This window comes from Nocardia inohanensis NBRC 100128 (assembly GCF_001612945.1).
Taxonomy (GTDB): domain Bacteria; phylum Actinomycetota; class Actinomycetes; order Mycobacteriales; family Mycobacteriaceae; genus Nocardia; species Nocardia inohanensis.
In genome coordinates, this window is the sequence record NZ_BDBK01000007.1 from 168,424 (window position 1) to 184,485 (window position 16,062).

A 16,062-nucleotide genomic window follows, 5' to 3' on the forward strand; every position below is an offset into this window, starting at 1 on the left:
TCCCCTGCTCACCTCGGGTGAGCGCACGCTTCAGCAAACCAAGTGGTTTGCATCACTTCGCGATACGCGGAGCTATGGCATCGACGAAGGCGGCCTCGGTCGCGGCGGGGCCCGGACCCAGGTTGATGTGAGAGCCATCACTCCACTGCCCGAGGGTCGAATACGGGTCCCCGCCGAGCGGATCCACCGAATACTCGAGGGTGTAGTACCGGCACTCCCCCGCCTCCGGCGGCACCACGAAAGCCGCGAAATACGCCTCCGGCGGGGACGTCGGCTCCGGCAAGGTCACCAGCACGATCTTGATGCCGTCGCGTTCGATCAGCTTGCCGCTCAACCCCGTGGGCGCCAGGCGATCCGCATCGGGCAGGGTGGAGCCGAGCCCGTTCCACCAATCGGTGAGCGCCGCGGTCCAATTGTCCGCCGCCACCCGTTTCACCAGCTCCGCACCACGCGAACGCGCCATGTGCGCCAACAACCGGTGCGCGAATTGGTAGTGCTGTGCCCGCGCCATCCGAAACCTCGTTCCACTCGGCCGATCAACTTCACCGCCGAACCTACCCCGGGCACGGCGACTCGCGCCGCACCCGCACACGGCCGCAACCCCGGGTGGGTACCGGTGAGGAAACAGCCGGTGAACAGCGGATTACCTACTCCGCAAACAAAAATCGCCGACACCCGAGGGTGTCGGCGAAGCTCGCGGAGTGGAACTCAGGCGCCGTAGACCGGCTCCGGGGTGACGGCCTTGGCCAGCAGATCGCGCATGACCGGGCCCAGCTCGGCCGGCTCCCAGCGGGCGCCGCGATCGACCGAGACGCCGTGCCGCCAGCCGTCGGCCACCGTCACCTTGCCGCCCTCGACCTCGAACATGCGGCCGGTGACGCCGGCCGAATCAGCGCTGCCCAGCCAGACCACCAGCGGAGAGACGTTCTCCGGGGCCATGGCGTCGAAGCCGTCCTCGGGAGCGGCCATCATGTCGGCGAAGACGGTCTCGGTCATGCGGGTGCGCGCGGCCGGGGCGATGGCATTGACGGTGATGCCGTAGCGGGCGAACTCGGCCGACGCGGTCAGGGTCAGGCCCGCGATGCCGGACTTGGCGGCGGAGTAGTTGCCCTGGCCGACCGAACCCAGCAGGCCCGCACCGGAACTGGTGTTGATGATGCGCGCGTCCGGGGTGCGGCCCGCCTTGGCCTCGTTGCGCCAGTACTCGGCGGCGTGCCGCATGGGGGCGAAGTGGCCCTTGAGGTGGACCTTGATGACGGCGTCCCACTCGTCCTCGCCGAGGTTGACCAGCATGCGGTCACGGACGATACCGGCATTGTTGACCAGGATGTCCAGACGGCCGAAAGTCGCTACGGCAGTGGAGATCAGGCGGCGGGCGCCCTCCCAGTCGGAGACGTCGTCGCCGTTCACGACGGCTTCGCCGCCGAGGGCCTTGATCTCCTCGACGACCTGGGCGGCCGGGGAATCGGGGCTGGGAGCGCCGTCGAGCTCCGCACCCAGGTCGTTCACCACGACCTTGGCGCCGGCGGCCGCGAAAGCGAGAGCATGCGCACGACCGATGCCGCGACCGGCGCCGGTCACGATGGCGACGCGGCCTTCGCAGATCTTGTTGTCAGTCATATCGATTACCTCGCTGGAGTGTGGAAAGGGATTGTGGGGAGAGGCCGCGAAGCCGAGGCCGCCACGCCCGGAAGGAGCAGGGCCGGGGCCGGGCTAGTGGCCCGAGACCGCCGGGACATCGGCGGTGGAGGCTTGGAGGAAGGCGGGCTTTTCACCGCCGCCGTGCACCAGAAGCGAACTGCCGGTGATGTATTCGGCCAGCGGGGAAGCCAGGAAGGCGGCGGTACGGCCGATGTCCTCCGGGACGGCCATCCGCTGCATGGGAACAGTGCCGGCGACAGCCGCGATGCCGTCTTCGTCGCCGTAGTGCAGGTGCGAGGACTCGGTGTTGACCAGGCCGACGATCACCGAGTTCATCCGGACCTTGGGAGCCCATTCGACGGCGAGCGACGAAACCAGGCTGTCCACACCGGCTTTCGCGGCCCCGTAGGCGGCGGTGCCGGGCGACGGGCGGTGACCCGAGACGCTGGAGATCATCACGATCGAGCCGCCCTGCTCCTGCTGCTGCATCACCTCGTTGGCGACCTGCGAAACGAGCAGGGGCGCCAGCAGATTCAGCTGCACGATCTTGGCGTGGAAGTTGGCGCTGGCATCGGCGGCCAGGGCGAACGGCGCACCGCCCGCGTTGTTCACCACGGTGTCGAGCCGCCCGTACTTCGCCACGATCGCGTCGATCAAGCCGCGCACCGATTCGGGGTCCCGCACATCGCACGGCAGGAAGTCGATACCGCGCCCGTTCGACTCGACCGGAACATCGGCCGGACGGCGCGCGCAGGCGACCACGGTCGCGCCCGCGTCCAGGAAAACGCGGGAGATACCGGCCCCGACGCCCCGGACGCCACCGGTGACCAGGACGACCGAGCCGGAGAGGTTCACTTCGATTGCCACCGTGCTAACCTACCAAGCACTTGCTTGTTTTGCCAACGATGGGCTCTGCCCGCTTAAGGACACGCGATGGGGATCATCCGCCACACCGAAACCGAGGGCGTCGAAGTCGTCACTGTCGACTACCCCCCGGTCAACGCTCTGCCCTCCGACGGCTGGTTCGCCCTGGCCGACGCCGTCCGGGAAGCCGGGCGCGATCCCGAGACCCGCGTCGTCGTGCTGCGCGCCGAGGGGCGCGGGTTCAACGCGGGTGTGGATATCAAGGAGATGAACGCGGACGTCGGGCACACCAAGCTCATCCGCGCCAACCACGGCTGCTTCGAAGCCTTCGCCGCGGTCTACGACTGCCAGGTCCCGGTGGTCACCGCGGTCAACGGCTTCTGCCTCGGCGGCGGCATCGGCCTGGTCGGCAACTCCGATGTGATCGTCGCCTCCGACGACGCCACCTTCGGCCTGCCCGAGGTCGATCGCGGGGCGCTCGGCGCGGCCACCCATCTGGCGCGGCTGGTTCCCCAGCACCTGATGCGGACCATGTTCTACACCGCGGGCACGCTCACCGCGCAGCAGCTGCACCACTACGGTTCGGTGTTCAAGGTGGTGCCGCGCGCCGAACTCGACGCCGCCGCAATGGAAGTCGCCAAGAACATCGCGAACAAGGACGGCCGCGTCATCCGCGCCGCCAAGAAGGCTTTGAACGGCATCGACGTGCAGGACGTGCACCGGTCCTACCGCTTCGAGCAGGGCTTCACCATGGAGCTCAACCTCGCGGGCGTGGCCGACGAGATTCGCGCGCGCTTCGACGATGACATCGCGGCGCAGAAGAAGGAGAAGTAGAAGCCATGCGCGACAAGCGGATGACGCTCGACGAGATCGTCGGCGAACTGCGGAGCGGAATGACCATCGGGCTCGGCGGCTGGGGTTCCCGGCGCAAGCCGATGGCGCTGGTGCGGGCCATTCTGCGTTCGGACATCACGGATTTGACGGTCGTCACCTACGGCGGGCCGGACCTGGGGCTGCTCTGCTCGGCGGGCAAGGTGCGAAAGGCGTACTACGGCTTCGTATCCCTGGATTCCGCGCCGTTCTACGACCCGTGGTTCGCCAAGGCACGCACCGAGGGCCGGATCACCGTGCGTGAGATGGACGAGGGCATGGTGAAGTGCGGGCTCCAAGCCGCCGCCGCGCGCCTGCCGTTCCTGCCCATCCGCGCCGGATTGGGTTCTGCCGTAATCGATTTCTGGGAGGGCGAGCTGAAGACCGTGCAGTCGCCGTACCCGACCGAGGGCAAGACCGAGACCCTGGTCGCCATGCCGGCGCTGGATCTGGACGCCGCCTTCGTGCACCTGGATCTGGGCGACAAGCACGGCAATGCCGCCTACACCGGCGTCGATCCCTACTTCGATGACCTGTACGCCCTGGCCGCCGAGAAGCGCTACCTGTCGGTGGACAAGCTGGTCGAGACCGAGGAACTGGTGAAAGCCGTTCCGCACCAGTCGATCATCCTCAATCGCATGATGGTCGACGGCGTGGTCGAGGCCCCGGGTGGCGCGCACTTCACCTTCTCCGGGTCCTACGGGCGCGACGAGAAGTTCCAGCGCCACTACGTCGAGGCCGCCAAGACGCCCGAGTCGTGGGCCGAGTTCAAGGCGCGCTACCTGGATGTGTCCGAGGACGAGTACCAGGCCGCCGTTCGCGCGTTCGCCGAGGAGCAGAAGTAATGAGCGACACCACCACCATCACTCGCGCGGAGATCTGCGTGGTCGCCGCGGCCGAAATCTTCCGTGGCGCAGGCGAGATCATGGCCAGCCCGATGTCGACCGTCACCACCATCGGTGCGCGGCTGGCACGGCTGACCTTCGAACCTGACCTGCTGCTCTCCGACGGTGAAGCGCTGTTCTTCGCCGAGGTCCCGCCGATCGGCGGCAAGGCCCCGATCGAGGGCTGGATTCCGTTCTCCAAGGTCTTCGATGTGGTCGCCTCGGGTCGCCGGCACGTGGTCATGGGCGCGAACCAGCTGGACCGCTTCGGTAATCAGAACCTGTCGGCGTTCGGGCCTTTGCAGCAGCCGACCCGGCAGATGTTCGGGGTGCGCGGTGCGCCGGGCAACACCATCAACCACGCCACCAGCTACTTCGTGCCCAAGCACAACAAGCGGGTGTTCGTGGATCAGGTCGACATCGTCTCCGGAATCGGTTATGACAAGGTCGATCCCGAGAACCCGGCCTACCGGTTCCACCACCTGCATCGCGTGGTGTCGAACCTGGGCGTGTTCGACTACAACGGGCCGGACCACACCATGCGCGCGCTGTCGCTGCACCCGGGTGTGAGTGCCGACGAGGTCGCGGAGAACACCTCCTTCGAGATCGCCGGGCTGGCCGACGCGGGCGAGACCCGTCTGCCCACCGAGGAAGAGCTCACCATCATCCGGACCGTGTTGGATCCCAAGGGCTTCCGGGAGAAGGAAGTGCAGGCATGAGCGCGCAGCGGCTCCGGACTCCGCTGACCGAACTGGTCGGCATCGAGCATCCGATCGTGCAGACCGGCATGGGCTGGGTCGCCGGTCCGGGTCTGGTCGCGGCCACCGCCAACGCGGGCGGCCTCGGCATTCTGGCGTCGGCCACCATGAACCTCGACGAGCTCGAGGTGGCCATCGCCAAGACGAAAGCCAAGACGGACAAGCCCTTCGGCGTGAACATCCGCGCCGACCTGTCCGACGCCCCCGACCGGATCGAGATGATGATCCGCGAGGGCGTGAAGGTGGCGTCGTTCGCGCTGGCCCCCAAGAAGGAGCTCATCGCGCGCCTCAAGGACAACGGCGTAGTCGTGATGCCGTCCATCGGCGCGGCCAAGCACGCGGTCAAGGTCGCCTCCTGGGGCGCGGACGCCGTGATCGTGCAGGGCGGTGAAGGCGGCGGCCACACCGGTTCGGTCGCCACCACGCTGCTGCTGCCCTCGGTGCTCGATGCCGTGGACATCCCGGTCGTGGCCGGCGGCGGCTTCTTCGACGGCCGTGGCCTCGCCGCAGCGCTGTCCTACGGGGCGGCCGGCGTGGCCATGGGCACCCGCTTCCTGCTCACCCAGGACAGCTCGGTGCCGGAGTCGGTCAAGCAGGAGTACCTCAAGCGCGGACTCCAGGACACCGTCGTCTCCAGGAAGGTCGACGGCATGCCGCATCGCGTGCTGAACACCGAACTGGTCGACAAGCTGGAGCATTCCGGCCCGGCCCGCGGCTTCCTCGCGGCGGCCACCAATGCCGTCAAGTTCAAGAACATGACCGGCATGAAGTGGACGACCATCATGAAGGAGGGCCTGAACACGCGTAAGCACAAGGGCCTCACCTGGTCCCAGGTCATCATGGGCGCCAACACCCCCATGCTGCTGAAAGCCGGTCTGGTGGACGGCAATACGCAAGCCGGTGTGCTCGCCTCCGGCCAGGTCGCCGGCATCATCGACGACCTGCCGACCGTGGCCGACCTGATCGACAGCATCATCACCGATGCCGTCCTGCGCATCGACAGCCTGGCCCAGTACAAGGTGACCGACTCCGCCACCGCCTGACCTGCCCCGCCCCGAGCGCTGCGGACCGTACGCCCCGCAGCGCCCCGGACTGCGCGTCCCGACACAATCGGCCGCGCAACCCAGCGGATCCGGCCGAAATCCCGGATCCGTCTGCGCGACCGCCGAACCCCCGGTCGCGCACGAGCCGCCCCCGGATCCTCTCGCCCGGGGGCGGTTTTCGTACGTTCGCAGCCAGGTATCCAGCCCGAAAGCTGGGACCAGGACGAGGAATGGCTGGCCGACCCACACGATGTGGAGTTGGCCGTCGAGGTGATCTCGAAGTTCGGGCGCGCGGGAATTGTGCGTGACGGGAAAGCGGTGGGCTGCGACCATGTGGCCATGGGGAATGTCTTGATTGTCGGGGATATTCATGGGAACACCTCGCATGCGCTGAGCCTGATTCAGGTCGCGGTGCGGCAGGAGTGCGCCAAGGTGTTCGCCGTGGGGGATTTCGGGGCCTGGGAGCATATGCACTCGGGGCGGCGGTACTTCGATGTGGTGAACAAGGCCGCGAAGAAGGCGGGGGTGACCGTGTATTTCCTGGACGGGAACCATGACAAGAGCTCGCTGGTGCACGAGTTGTACGGGCAGCAGCGGGATGACGAAGGGTTCCTGATCTGCCGGAAGTTCCTGCGGTTCGCGCCGCGCGGGCATCGATGGGAGTGGGAGGGCACCACTTTCGCGGCCTTCGGCGGGGCGCGGTCCACCGACAAGGGGTGGCGGCTGGCCCGGGAGGCGCGCAAGCAGGAGCAGAGCGCGAAGCGGGCCTACGGGTCGGGGCGCAAGCGGATGAGCGCGGGCACGCTGTGGTTTCCCGAGGAGGAGATGACCGATGCGGAGCTGGACGCGCTGCTGATCGCGGACAGCTCGCCGGTGGATGTGCTGCTCTCGCATGACAAGCCGCGCGCCAGCACGCCGAAGTTCAATCGGAAGAGCAAGCCCGAGTGCTTCCCGAACCAGGATCGGATTCAGACCGTGCTGGAGACGCTGCGGCCGGGGCTGCACGTGCACGGGCATCTGCACTACCGGTACACCGAGATGCTGCCGTGCGGGGACGGGCAGTGGACCCGGGTGGAGGGCCTGGCCGCCGATCCGGAGGCGTCCTCGCATCCGGCGTACAGCAGCGACCAGGCTTGGCTGGTTTTGCCGCTGCCCTACGCCGCCGCGGCCGGCGAGCTGGTGAGCGAACCGGCGGCGGGCTGAATCACGGCTTGGCGCTGGGCTCGTCGTAGGAGGAGGTGCCTTCGTCCAGCAGCGGCTCCTCCGCCTTGAAATGGGCCGGCGCGAACAAGCGCAGCACGTGGTAGCCGGTGATGACGACCAGCGTGCCCAGGGCGATACCGCTGAGGGTGAAGGTGTCGGTGAACTTCATGCTCACATTGCCGATGCCGATGATCAGGCCCGCGGCCGCCGGGACCAGGTTCAGCGGATTGCGCAGGTCCACTCCGGCATTCGTCCAGATCTGCGCGCCGAGCAGGCCGATCATGCCGTACAGGATGACGGTGATGCCGCCGAGCACACCGCCCGGAATGGCGGCGACGATCGCGCCGAACTTCGGGCACAGACCGAACAGCAGCGCGAAACCGGCTGCGGCCCAATAGGCGGCGGTCGAGTAGACGCGGGTGGCGGCCATGACCCCGATGTTCTCGGAGTAGGTGGTGTTGGGCGGGCCGCCGACGGCGGTCGACAGCATGGATCCCACACCGTCCGCGGCGATGGCGGTGCCCAGCTTGTCGTCCAGATTGCGCCCGGTCATTTCGCCGACCGCCTTCACGTGGCCCGCGTTCTCGGCGACGAGAGCGATCACCACCGGCAGGGCGACCAGCATCGCCGACCATTCGAAGGACGGGGCGTGCAAGTGCGGCAGGCCGATCCAATCCGCCTTGCCGACGGCCGAAAGGTCCAGCCGCCAGTGCTCGGTCACCGTCCCGCTGCCATCGGCGGAATGGATCTTGCCGAACACCCGGTCCAGCACCCACGACAGCCCGTACCCGAAGATCAGGCCCAGGAAAATCGCTATGCGAGAGAAGAATCCGCGCAACCCGACCACAGCGAGCCCCGTGAACAGCATGACCAGCAGGGCCGTCCACTGATCCTGCGGCCAGTAGGTGGAGGCGGTCACCGGGGCCAGGTTGAATCCGATCAGCATGACCACCGCGCCGGTGACCACCGGCGGCATAGCCGCGTGAATGATTCGCGCCCCGAACTTCTGCACCGCCAGGCCGATCAGGAACAGCACCGCGCCGACCGCGAGGCAGGCTCCGGTAACCGTCGCGCTACTGCCGCCCTGCGCCCGGATCACCGCCGCCACGCCGACGAACGAGAGCGAACAGCCGAGGTAGCTCGGCACCCGCCCCTTGGTCGCCAGCAGGAAAACGACGGTCGCGACACCCGACATCATGATGGCCAGGTTGGGGTCCAAGCCCATCAGCACCGGCGCGACGAAACTCGCACCGAACATGGCAACGACGTGCTGCGCCCCCAGTCCGATGGTGCGCGGCCAGGTCAGCCGCTCGTCCGGGGTGACGACCACGCCCGGGGCGGGCGTGCGCCCGTCCCCGCCGTGTAGCTTCCAGCGGACACCCAGATCCATATCAGCCCGCTTTCTCATGAGTTCGGGAAACGATCCCGGACATCGTAGTTCGAGCAAACCCCCGGCTCCGCACTCCCGCGCTCCGAACCGCGCGGCCGATTCACGACCTCTCGTACCGTGCCCGGACCTCCCGCGGAAACGCGTACGGATTCGGCTCGGGACCCTCGTCGGAGTCAACCGGCTCGGCACCGGACGCGTACGACCGGCTCGAGCGAGCGGCGCCTTCGTCCCGGGCGAGAAAGCGGCGGATGGTGGCCGCGACGGCCGGATCAGCGGTGAAGTCGCCGCGTAGTTCCGCCTCGCGCGCCGCGACCTCGGCCAGGGCGCGCTGGTGTGCCGTCGAAATGACCTGCGCCAGTGCCGCATCCGGCAGGGACAGGGCGGTGATGCGGCCGTCTGCCGCCACTTCGACCCGCACACCGGAGGCGGACACGGTGGCGCGCAGCCCCGCTACGAGGTCTTGCAGACGCCGTGCCCGCGCCCCGATCTCGGCCAGATCCGCTTCCCCCGATATCCCCATATCCCGAGGTTACGAACGGACAGGCCGGGTCGCACCGAGTCGGCGACCTCGCGCGACCCGGGCCACCGGCGTGGCGCGGGTCCGGCTAGCCCGGCAGCACGCGGATGCGCTGCATCATGTCGTGGTCGGCGTGGTCGAGATTGTGGCAGTGCCAGACGTACCCGCGGATTTCACCGTGGCCGGACATGGCTTCGGCGGAGTGCGAAACCGTCAGCGGGGCATCGGGGTCGAAGCCCAATTCCGCGACGGACGGCCAGTGCACGATGATCCGGGTAATGGTGTCGGTCGGGCATTCGACGGTGTCTTTCCAGCCGTATTCCCAGGGCGGGGGGAGCTGTTGCGGCGTGAAGGCGTAGGCGTCCGCCGATGGGGCCCAACGGGTTCCGTAGGCGGGCGGGTAATTGTTTGCCCAATACAGCGAGGTGAGGATGGGCTGGCGGCCCAGGACGCGCAGGCGGGCCAGGTGGATGTGGATGGGGTGATCGAAAGGGGTGGTGTTGACGATGTCCCACTGTTCGACGGTGCCGGCTCGGGCGAAATCGATGTCGTCGCTGAGGAATGCGAGATTGTTGAGGGACATGAGGGTCGGGAAGACAGCCGCGGTACGGGAGTCGTCATTGAGCCCGATCAGGGTCATGGTGCGAACCGGGCCGGGCGGGTAGACCGGATCCAGCGGCGGCGGCAGTCCGGGGCCGCCGCGCAAGCGGTCCGGGACGGCGGCGGGCGGGCCGTCGCCCTGTACCGAGAAGCGCATGATGCGGCGGAGTTCGGGGGCCATGAAGACGGTGTTGCCGAGGTCGTTCTTGGCGGTGTTGATCAGCTCCAGCTGGGCGCCGTCGCCGAGGAAGCGGAAATCGACCAGGAGGTCGACTCTTTCGCCGGGGCTGACCCGGATGGAGGGAGTGGGGACCGGGGCGTCCAGCAGGCCCAGGTCACCGCCGATCGCGTAGAACGGCATGCCGTTGTCGAACTCGAAAATGTATGGGCGGGAATTGGATCCGTTGAGGACCCGAAAACGGTAGACGGTGCGGCGTACCGGGAGATAAGGCCAGACCTTGCCGTTGACGCAGCAGACGTCACCGAATTGACCGGATTGGTTGTAGCCCTCCGGAATATAGGTGGCCGTCATCGGCTGGACGGTGCCGTCGGGGTTGAACGTGCGGTCTTGCACGATCAGCGCTATCTCGAACTCCCCGGCGGGTAGACCGAGGGGATTGTCGGCCGCCCCGGTGTCGAAATCGTCTCGCACGTAATACATTCCGGCCAGCCCGGCTTGAATGTTCAGCCGGGTGATGCCCATGGCGTGGTCGTGATACCAGAGGGTGGCGGCTTCCTGGCGGTTGCCGTATTCGTAGTGCGCGTGGCCGCCGTTGCGGAAGGCGATGAGCGGATGGCCGTCGGAGTCGGGCGAGTTCTCGCCGCCGTGCAGGTGGACGGTGAAGCGCGGATCGGTGCGATCCAGTTCGGTGACGCCGTGCATGGTCAGATCGATGTGCGGGGCGAGGGGGTGTGCGCCGAGTTCGTTGCGGAAGGTGATGCGGGCGGATTGCCCTTGCCGCGCTTCGAGATTCGGCCCCAGTACGGGTTGCCCGAAGCCCCAGGTGCGGGTCTCGGGCAGGTCCCGATGGTATTTGTGCATGCCCGCCATCGCGGCCAATTCTCCTGCCGCAGCCCGGGTTTCGATGATCGGCAGCTCGTCCACGAACGGCGCCAGCACCGGTGAGTGATAGTTCAGCGGCGTGATTGGTGGCGGATCGATGGGCGGAACCGGCAGGGGGAAGGGCGGCAGCGGGGAGGGATCGGCGAAGGCTTTCGCGCCGACGCCGAGCCCGAACGCGGCGAGGGCTCCCAGCAGGAACCCTCGCCTCGGCAGGTTCTCGCCCATGATCTTGCTGATTCTCCATGGGGAATCAGCGGGGGCCGGGAGCTCTCGCCGTTTCGTTATAGAAATGGTCCATTGACCTGAAATGGCTTCAGGTCAACGGCAACTCAGCCCAGGCGCTCGATAATGGTGACGTTCGCGGTGCCGCCGCCCTCGCAGATGGTGAGCAGGCCGTAGCGGCCGTTGACCCGCTCCAGCTCATTGAGCAGCGAGGCGAACAGCTTGGCCCCGGTCGCGCCCAGCGGGTGGCCGAGCGCGATGGCGCCGCCGTTGCGGTTGACCTTCTCCGGGTCCGCGCCGGTCTCCTTGATCCAGGCCAGCACCACCGACGCGAAGGCCTCGTTGATCTCGATGACATCGATATCGTCGATGGTCAGGCCGGTCTTCTCCAGCGCCCACTTGGTGGCCGGAATCGGCGCGGTGAGCATGTAGATCGGGTCCGCGCCGCGCGCGCTCACGTGGTGGATGCGGGCGCGCGGGGTCAGCCCGTACTCGGCGACCGCCCAGTCCGAGGCGAGCAGGGTGGCCGACGCGCCGTCGGAGATCTGCGAGGCCAGTGCCGCGGTGATGCTGCTGCCCGGGGCCAGCGGCTGCAATCCGGCCATCTTCTCCAGGGTGGTCTCGCGCGGGCCCTCGTCGATCCAGAAATCGCCGACCGGCACGATCTCGCTGTCGAACTTGCCCTCCACGATGGCCTTGCGGGCGCGCTCGTGCGAACGCAGCGCCCACTCCTCCATATCGCGGCGCGAGATGCCCCACTTCTCGGCGATCATGTGCGCCGAATTGAACTGCGTCACTTCACCGGTGCCGTACCGGTGATCCCAGCCCTGCGCGCCCACGAACGGGGAATCGAAGCCGTACTGCTGACCCGCCAGCATGGCCGCCGAGATCGGGATGGCGCTCATGTTCTGCACGCCGCCCGCCACGATCACCTCGTTGGTGCCCGCCATGATGGCCTGCGCGCCGAAGCTGATGGCCTGCTGCGAGGAGCCGCACTGCCGGTCCACGGTCACGCCCGGCACGTGCTCGGGATACCCGGCCGCCAGCCACGCGGTGCGCGCGATATTGCCGGCCTGCGGTCCGATGGTGTCGCAGCAGCCGAACACCACGTCCTCGACGAACTGCGGGTCGAGCTGGGTGCGGCCCATCAGGCCGTTCAGCGCCGCCGCGCCCAGATCGGCCGGGTGCACGCCGGCGAGCGAGCCGCCGCGCTTGCCGACGGGGGTGCGCACGGAGTCGATCACGTACGCCTCCCGCATGGGCGCGTATTGGCGGCGGGACGGTGCAGACATTCTGAACTCCTACTGCTGAGCTGGAACTATGCGTGCTGTTCGGGATTGACGAGACCGTCGAGCACGATGGTGAGGTATTGCTTGGCGAGGCTGTCCACGGTGATGCGGCCGCCGGGCTGGTACCAGCGCACCGACACCCAGACGGTGTCGCGCAGGAACCGGTAGGCCAGTTCGATATCCATCTCGGGACGGAAGCTGCCGTCTTCGACGCCGGTGGTGAGCACCTGGTGCCAGAGTTCGCGGAACTCCTTGTTGTACTCGTCGATATAGCCGAATCGCGGTGTGCCGCTGAGGCGTTTGGCCTCGGCCTGGTAGATGGCGACGGCGGCGTGGAAGCGGTCGAAGGATTCGTAGGACGCGATCACCAGGGCTTCGAGGGTGTCGCGGGCGGGGAGCCCGGCGCCGACGATCTCGCGGTAGCGGCCGAAGAGGTCGTCGAGGAAGCCGCGGAGGATTTCGTCCACCATGGCTTCCTTGGAATCGAAGTGGTGATAGAGGGACCCGGATAGAATCCCGGCGGCGTCGGCAATGTCTCGAACCGTGGTCGCGCGCAGTCCTCGCTCGGCGAAGAGGTTGGCGGCAAGACCGAGCAGCTCGTTACGACGTGCTGATTTCGTCGGGTCTGGTGAGGTCACTCCGCCAATATACAACCAAGCATTTGCTTGGTCCACCAAGGTTCCCGTTCAGCGCACGGAATATCGGAGCGGCGAGGACACCGACAGGTCCGCGAGCAGGCGATCGCAGATGATGATCGGGGAGACGCCCGCTCGCGCCATCCGGGCCACCAGCGCCAATCTTCGCTCCGGACTGTCCCATTCGACGGTCAGCGGATCGCGGCCCGGTCCGGCGTCCACGGTCGCCATCACGCGCGGTGGTCCGCCGTCGTCGTTGGGTTCCTCGATTATTTTGAGCACCATCCCGCGCTGCCATGCCCGATATGTCTCCATATCCGCACCGACCACCAATTTGTCGGTGGCATCGCACAACCCCTTGGCTATGTTGTCGGCGAAGGTGAGGCGGTCGGCGTGCTGACGCTGGCTGGCTCGGACGACTTCGAGGAGATCCGCCCGTACTTCGCACAACAGCGCCGTGCGTTTGCGACGGCGCTGTTGTACTTCGGTATCGAGGTAGCCGACCTCGCGGGACAAACCCAGGCGGCGGGCCCGGTCACGATCGCGGATCATGTCGCGGCGCAGCGCTCCGCGCGGATCGCGGGCCACGTCGCTTTCGTCCACCACATGCTGTTCGAGGATCTGCGCCGCGCGCATGGCGGTGGCGCACTCGGAATCGTGGTCGAGCAGCTCGGCACCCAGGGTCAATGCCGCCATGACGGCATTGTCGAGTCTTCGCCGCGCGAGAACTACCTCGCGCACCAGCTCGAGTTCGAATTCCTCGAGGGCTTGATGTTCGGGGGTTGTTTGTTGATGGCGATCCGGACCCATGGGTCGCGCCCTTCGACTATGCGGAACCGGCCTAAACCAGGATTGCACAAGCACGCCACCGCCGCGCCAGCCATTTTTGCTCTCGGGCAAAAATAACCACTGCCGCGCCCCCTGGGGAACGCGGCAGTGAGAAAAACTGCGACCGGGCGACACAGCTTTTCGCTTTGCCCGAACGCTCTAATTCAATTGTGCGAGTGCAATTTCGAGTCAGGCGCGCTGACTGGAAATCGACACCACCTCACCGGTCAGGTAGGTGGTGTAGTCGCTCGCCAGCATGGCGATGGTCGCGGCGACCTCCCACGGCTCGGCCGCGCGGCCGAACGCCTCGCCGGCGGCCAGGCGATCGAGGAGATCGGCGGAGGTGACCTTGTCCAGGAAGGCGTGCCGGGCGATGGACGGGGCGACGGCATTGATGCGCACGCCGTACTCGGCGGCCTCCACCGCACTGCACCGGGTCAGCGCCATGACGCCCGCCTTGGCCGCGGCGTAGTGAGCCTGGCCGTGCTGGGCGCGCCAGCCGAGGACCGAGGCGTTGTTGACGATGACGCCGCCGTGGCCGGCCTCGCGGAAGTACTTGAGCACGGCGCGGGTGGCGCGGAAGGTGCCGTTCAGGGTGATGTCGAGGACCTTGTCCCACTGCTCGTCGGTCATGTCGACGACGGGCACCTCGCCGCCCAGCCCGGCATTGTTGACCATGATGTCGATGCGGCCCAGCGCGGCGACGGCCCCGGTGATCAAAGCGTCGACCTGCTCGGTGGAGCTGACGTCACACGGCACGGAAGCGATTCGGCGGTCCGGGAATTCGGCCTTCAGCGCCTCTTCGGTCTCCTTCAGCCGACGCTCGTGCCAGTCGGAGACGACGACATCGGCGCCCTCGGAGAGCAGCCGGCGCGCGGTGGCCGAACCGATGCCGGTACCGGCGGCCGCGGTGACGACCGCGGTCTTGCCCGCGAGCAGGTTGTGGCCGCCGACGATTTCGGGGGCGATGGACAGATCACTCACGGTCGAGCCTCTCGGGGAAGTCCGAGCACCCGCTCGGAGATGATGTTGCGCTGCACTTCGTTCGAGCCGCCGTAGATGGTGTCGGCCCGGCTGAAGAGGAACAGCCTTTGCCAGGCATTGAGATCGTCGTCCGCGGCGTCGGCGATGAGGCCGGGCGCGCCGAGCACATCCATGGCCAGCTCGCCCAGATCGCGATGCCAGTTGGCCCAGAGCAGTTTGGTGACCGATGCCTGACCGGCGGCGGTGCGGGCATCGACGGAGGCTCCGTCGTGACCGGATTCCAGGGTGCGCAGCACGTGCGCGCGCAGCACCCGCAGGCCGACCCACGCCTGGTCCAGGCGGGCGGCGATGACCGGATCGTCGATGGCGCCGTTGTCGCGGGCGACGACCTCGAGATCGGCGAGCTCCCGCGCGTAGCGGATCTGCTGGCCGACGGTGGAGATGCCACGCTCGAAGGTGAGCGTGCCCATGGCGACCTTCCAGCCGTCACCGGGCTGCCCGACCACGAGATCGGCTGCGGTGCGGGCGTTCTCGAAGAACACCTCGTTGAACTCCGCGGTGCCGGTGAGCTGGACGATGGGCCGCACCTCGACGCCCGGCTGCTTCATGGGAACCAGCAGGTAGGACAGGCCGTGATGGCGGCTGGAGCCCTTCTCGGTGCGGGCGACCACGAAGCACCAGTCGGACAGGTGCGCGAGGGAGGTCCAGACCTTCTGGCCGTTGATGACCCATTCGTCGCCGTCGAGGTAGGCGGAGGTCTGGACGGCGGCGAGGTCGGAGCCCGCGCCCGGTTCGGAGTAACCCTGGCACCAGAGTTCGGTGACATTGCGGATGCCCGGGAGGAAGCGCTGCTTCTGTTCCTCGGTGCCGAAGGCGATGACGGTCGGGCCGAGCAGTTCCTCACCGAGGTGCGAAACCCGGCTCGGCGCATCGGCCTTGGCGTACTCCTCGTGGAAGATGACCTGCTGCGCCAGCGTCGCGTCGCGGCCGCCCCACTCCTTGGGCCAGCCCAGACAGGTCAGACCGGCGGCGGCCAGGGCGCGGTCCCATTCGAGACGCTCCTCGAAGGCCTCGTGCTCGCGCCCGGGACCACCCAGACCGCGCAGCTCGCGGAACTGGCCGTTCAGGTTCTCGGCCAGCCAATCCCGCACTTCCGCGCGGAACTCGGCGTCTGCACGGGGCTCTGTCCCGGTGGCCGGTTCGGGGGTCTGGATCATGCTCACGTCCGTAGAGTAACCTACCAAGCACTTGCTTTGTTAGACCCATTCCCG

At 67.5% G+C, this 16,062-nt stretch carries 16 protein-coding genes; 5 read left to right on the forward strand and 11 right to left on the reverse strand.

Features of this window, described 5'->3' with window-relative positions; genetic code table 11:
- Positions 1 to 52 precede the first annotated feature (52 nt).
- The 3 genes from NI1_RS14865 to NI1_RS14875 all read right to left on the reverse strand — a co-directional run bounded on the left by NI1_RS14865 (position 53) and on the right by NI1_RS14875 (position 2,508).
- Positions 53 to 511 carry a hypothetical protein gene (locus tag NI1_RS14865; RefSeq protein ID WP_067820105.1) on the reverse strand — a complete coding sequence of 153 codons (459 nt, stop codon included), beginning with the start codon at positions 509 to 511 and terminating at the stop codon, positions 53 to 55.
- Between the two features lie 197 nt (positions 512 to 708).
- Positions 709 to 1,620 carry an SDR family oxidoreductase gene (locus NI1_RS14870; RefSeq protein WP_067820107.1) on the reverse strand — a complete coding sequence of 304 codons (912 nt, stop codon included), beginning with the start codon at positions 1,618 to 1,620 and terminating at the stop codon, positions 709 to 711.
- 93 nt (positions 1,621 to 1,713) lie between these two features.
- Positions 1,714 to 2,508 (reverse strand): SDR family oxidoreductase, encoded by a 795-nt coding sequence (locus NI1_RS14875; protein WP_439957259.1) that lies wholly within the window; start codon positions 2,506 to 2,508, stop codon positions 1,714 to 1,716.
- A 66-nt stretch (positions 2,509 to 2,574) separates the two neighbouring features.
- Between NI1_RS14875 and NI1_RS14880 the strand changes: the two genes are divergently transcribed.
- The 5 genes from NI1_RS14880 to NI1_RS38670 all read left to right on the forward strand — a co-directional run bounded on the left by NI1_RS14880 (position 2,575) and on the right by NI1_RS38670 (position 7,263).
- Positions 2,575 to 3,339: an enoyl-CoA hydratase family protein gene (locus NI1_RS14880; protein WP_067820110.1), complete on the forward strand. Its 765-nt coding sequence runs from the start codon at positions 2,575 to 2,577 to the stop codon at positions 3,337 to 3,339.
- Between the two features lie 5 nt (positions 3,340 to 3,344).
- The gene (locus tag NI1_RS14885) at positions 3,345 to 4,220 is read left to right on the forward strand and encodes a CoA transferase subunit A (RefSeq protein WP_174564493.1); all 876 of its coding nucleotides are present in this window, start codon (positions 3,345 to 3,347) and stop codon (positions 4,218 to 4,220) included.
- Positions 4,220 to 4,978: a CoA-transferase subunit beta gene (locus NI1_RS14890; RefSeq protein ID WP_067820112.1), complete on the forward strand. Its 759-nt coding sequence runs from the start codon at positions 4,220 to 4,222 to the stop codon at positions 4,976 to 4,978. Before NI1_RS14885 ends, NI1_RS14890 begins: the two co-directional genes overlap by 1 nt.
- Positions 4,975 to 6,060: an NAD(P)H-dependent flavin oxidoreductase gene (locus NI1_RS14895; protein ID WP_067820115.1), complete on the forward strand. Its 1,086-nt coding sequence runs from the start codon at positions 4,975 to 4,977 to the stop codon at positions 6,058 to 6,060. Before NI1_RS14890 ends, NI1_RS14895 begins: the two co-directional genes overlap by 4 nt.
- 252 nt (positions 6,061 to 6,312) lie before the next feature.
- Positions 6,313 to 7,263, forward strand: coding sequence for a metallophosphoesterase family protein (locus tag NI1_RS38670; RefSeq protein ID WP_067820118.1), 951 nt, complete (start codon positions 6,313 to 6,315; stop codon positions 7,261 to 7,263).
- A gap of 1 nt (position 7,264) precedes the next feature.
- Here NI1_RS38670 and NI1_RS14905 read toward each other — a convergent pair whose 3' ends face one another.
- From NI1_RS14905 to NI1_RS14940, 8 genes are all read right to left on the reverse strand, one after another.
- Positions 7,265 to 8,671, reverse strand: coding sequence for a uracil-xanthine permease family protein (locus NI1_RS14905; protein ID WP_439957260.1), 1,407 nt, complete (start codon positions 8,669 to 8,671; stop codon positions 7,265 to 7,267).
- Between the two features lie 82 nt (positions 8,672 to 8,753).
- Positions 8,754 to 9,173, reverse strand: a complete 420-nt coding sequence (locus NI1_RS14910) for a hypothetical protein (protein WP_067820123.1) — start codon at positions 9,171 to 9,173, stop codon at positions 8,754 to 8,756.
- An 85-nt stretch (positions 9,174 to 9,258) separates the two neighbouring features.
- Positions 9,259 to 11,058 (reverse strand): multicopper oxidase family protein, encoded by a 1,800-nt coding sequence (locus NI1_RS14915; RefSeq protein WP_067820126.1) that lies wholly within the window; start codon positions 11,056 to 11,058, stop codon positions 9,259 to 9,261.
- 104 nt (positions 11,059 to 11,162) lie between these two features.
- A complete protein-coding gene (locus tag NI1_RS14920) occupies positions 11,163 to 12,314 on the reverse strand; it encodes an acetyl-CoA C-acetyltransferase (protein WP_067820129.1) in 1,152 nt (383 codons plus the stop codon).
- Positions 12,315 to 12,373: 59 nt separating this feature from the next.
- Positions 12,374 to 12,982 (reverse strand): TetR/AcrR family transcriptional regulator, encoded by a 609-nt coding sequence (locus tag NI1_RS14925; RefSeq protein ID WP_067820132.1) that lies wholly within the window; start codon positions 12,980 to 12,982, stop codon positions 12,374 to 12,376.
- A gap of 48 nt (positions 12,983 to 13,030) precedes the next feature.
- Positions 13,031 to 13,789: a hypothetical protein gene (locus tag NI1_RS14930; protein ID WP_067820135.1), complete on the reverse strand. Its 759-nt coding sequence runs from the start codon at positions 13,787 to 13,789 to the stop codon at positions 13,031 to 13,033.
- Between the two features lie 207 nt (positions 13,790 to 13,996).
- Positions 13,997 to 14,791 (reverse strand): SDR family oxidoreductase, encoded by a 795-nt coding sequence (locus tag NI1_RS14935; RefSeq protein ID WP_067820138.1) that lies wholly within the window; start codon positions 14,789 to 14,791, stop codon positions 13,997 to 13,999.
- On the reverse strand, positions 14,788 to 16,008 hold the full coding sequence (locus tag NI1_RS14940) for an acyl-CoA dehydrogenase family protein (RefSeq protein WP_067820141.1): 1,221 nt from the start codon (positions 16,006 to 16,008) through the stop codon (positions 14,788 to 14,790). The genes NI1_RS14935 and NI1_RS14940 overlap by 4 nt, the downstream gene beginning before the upstream one ends.
- Between the last annotated feature and the right edge of the window lie 54 nt (positions 16,009 to 16,062).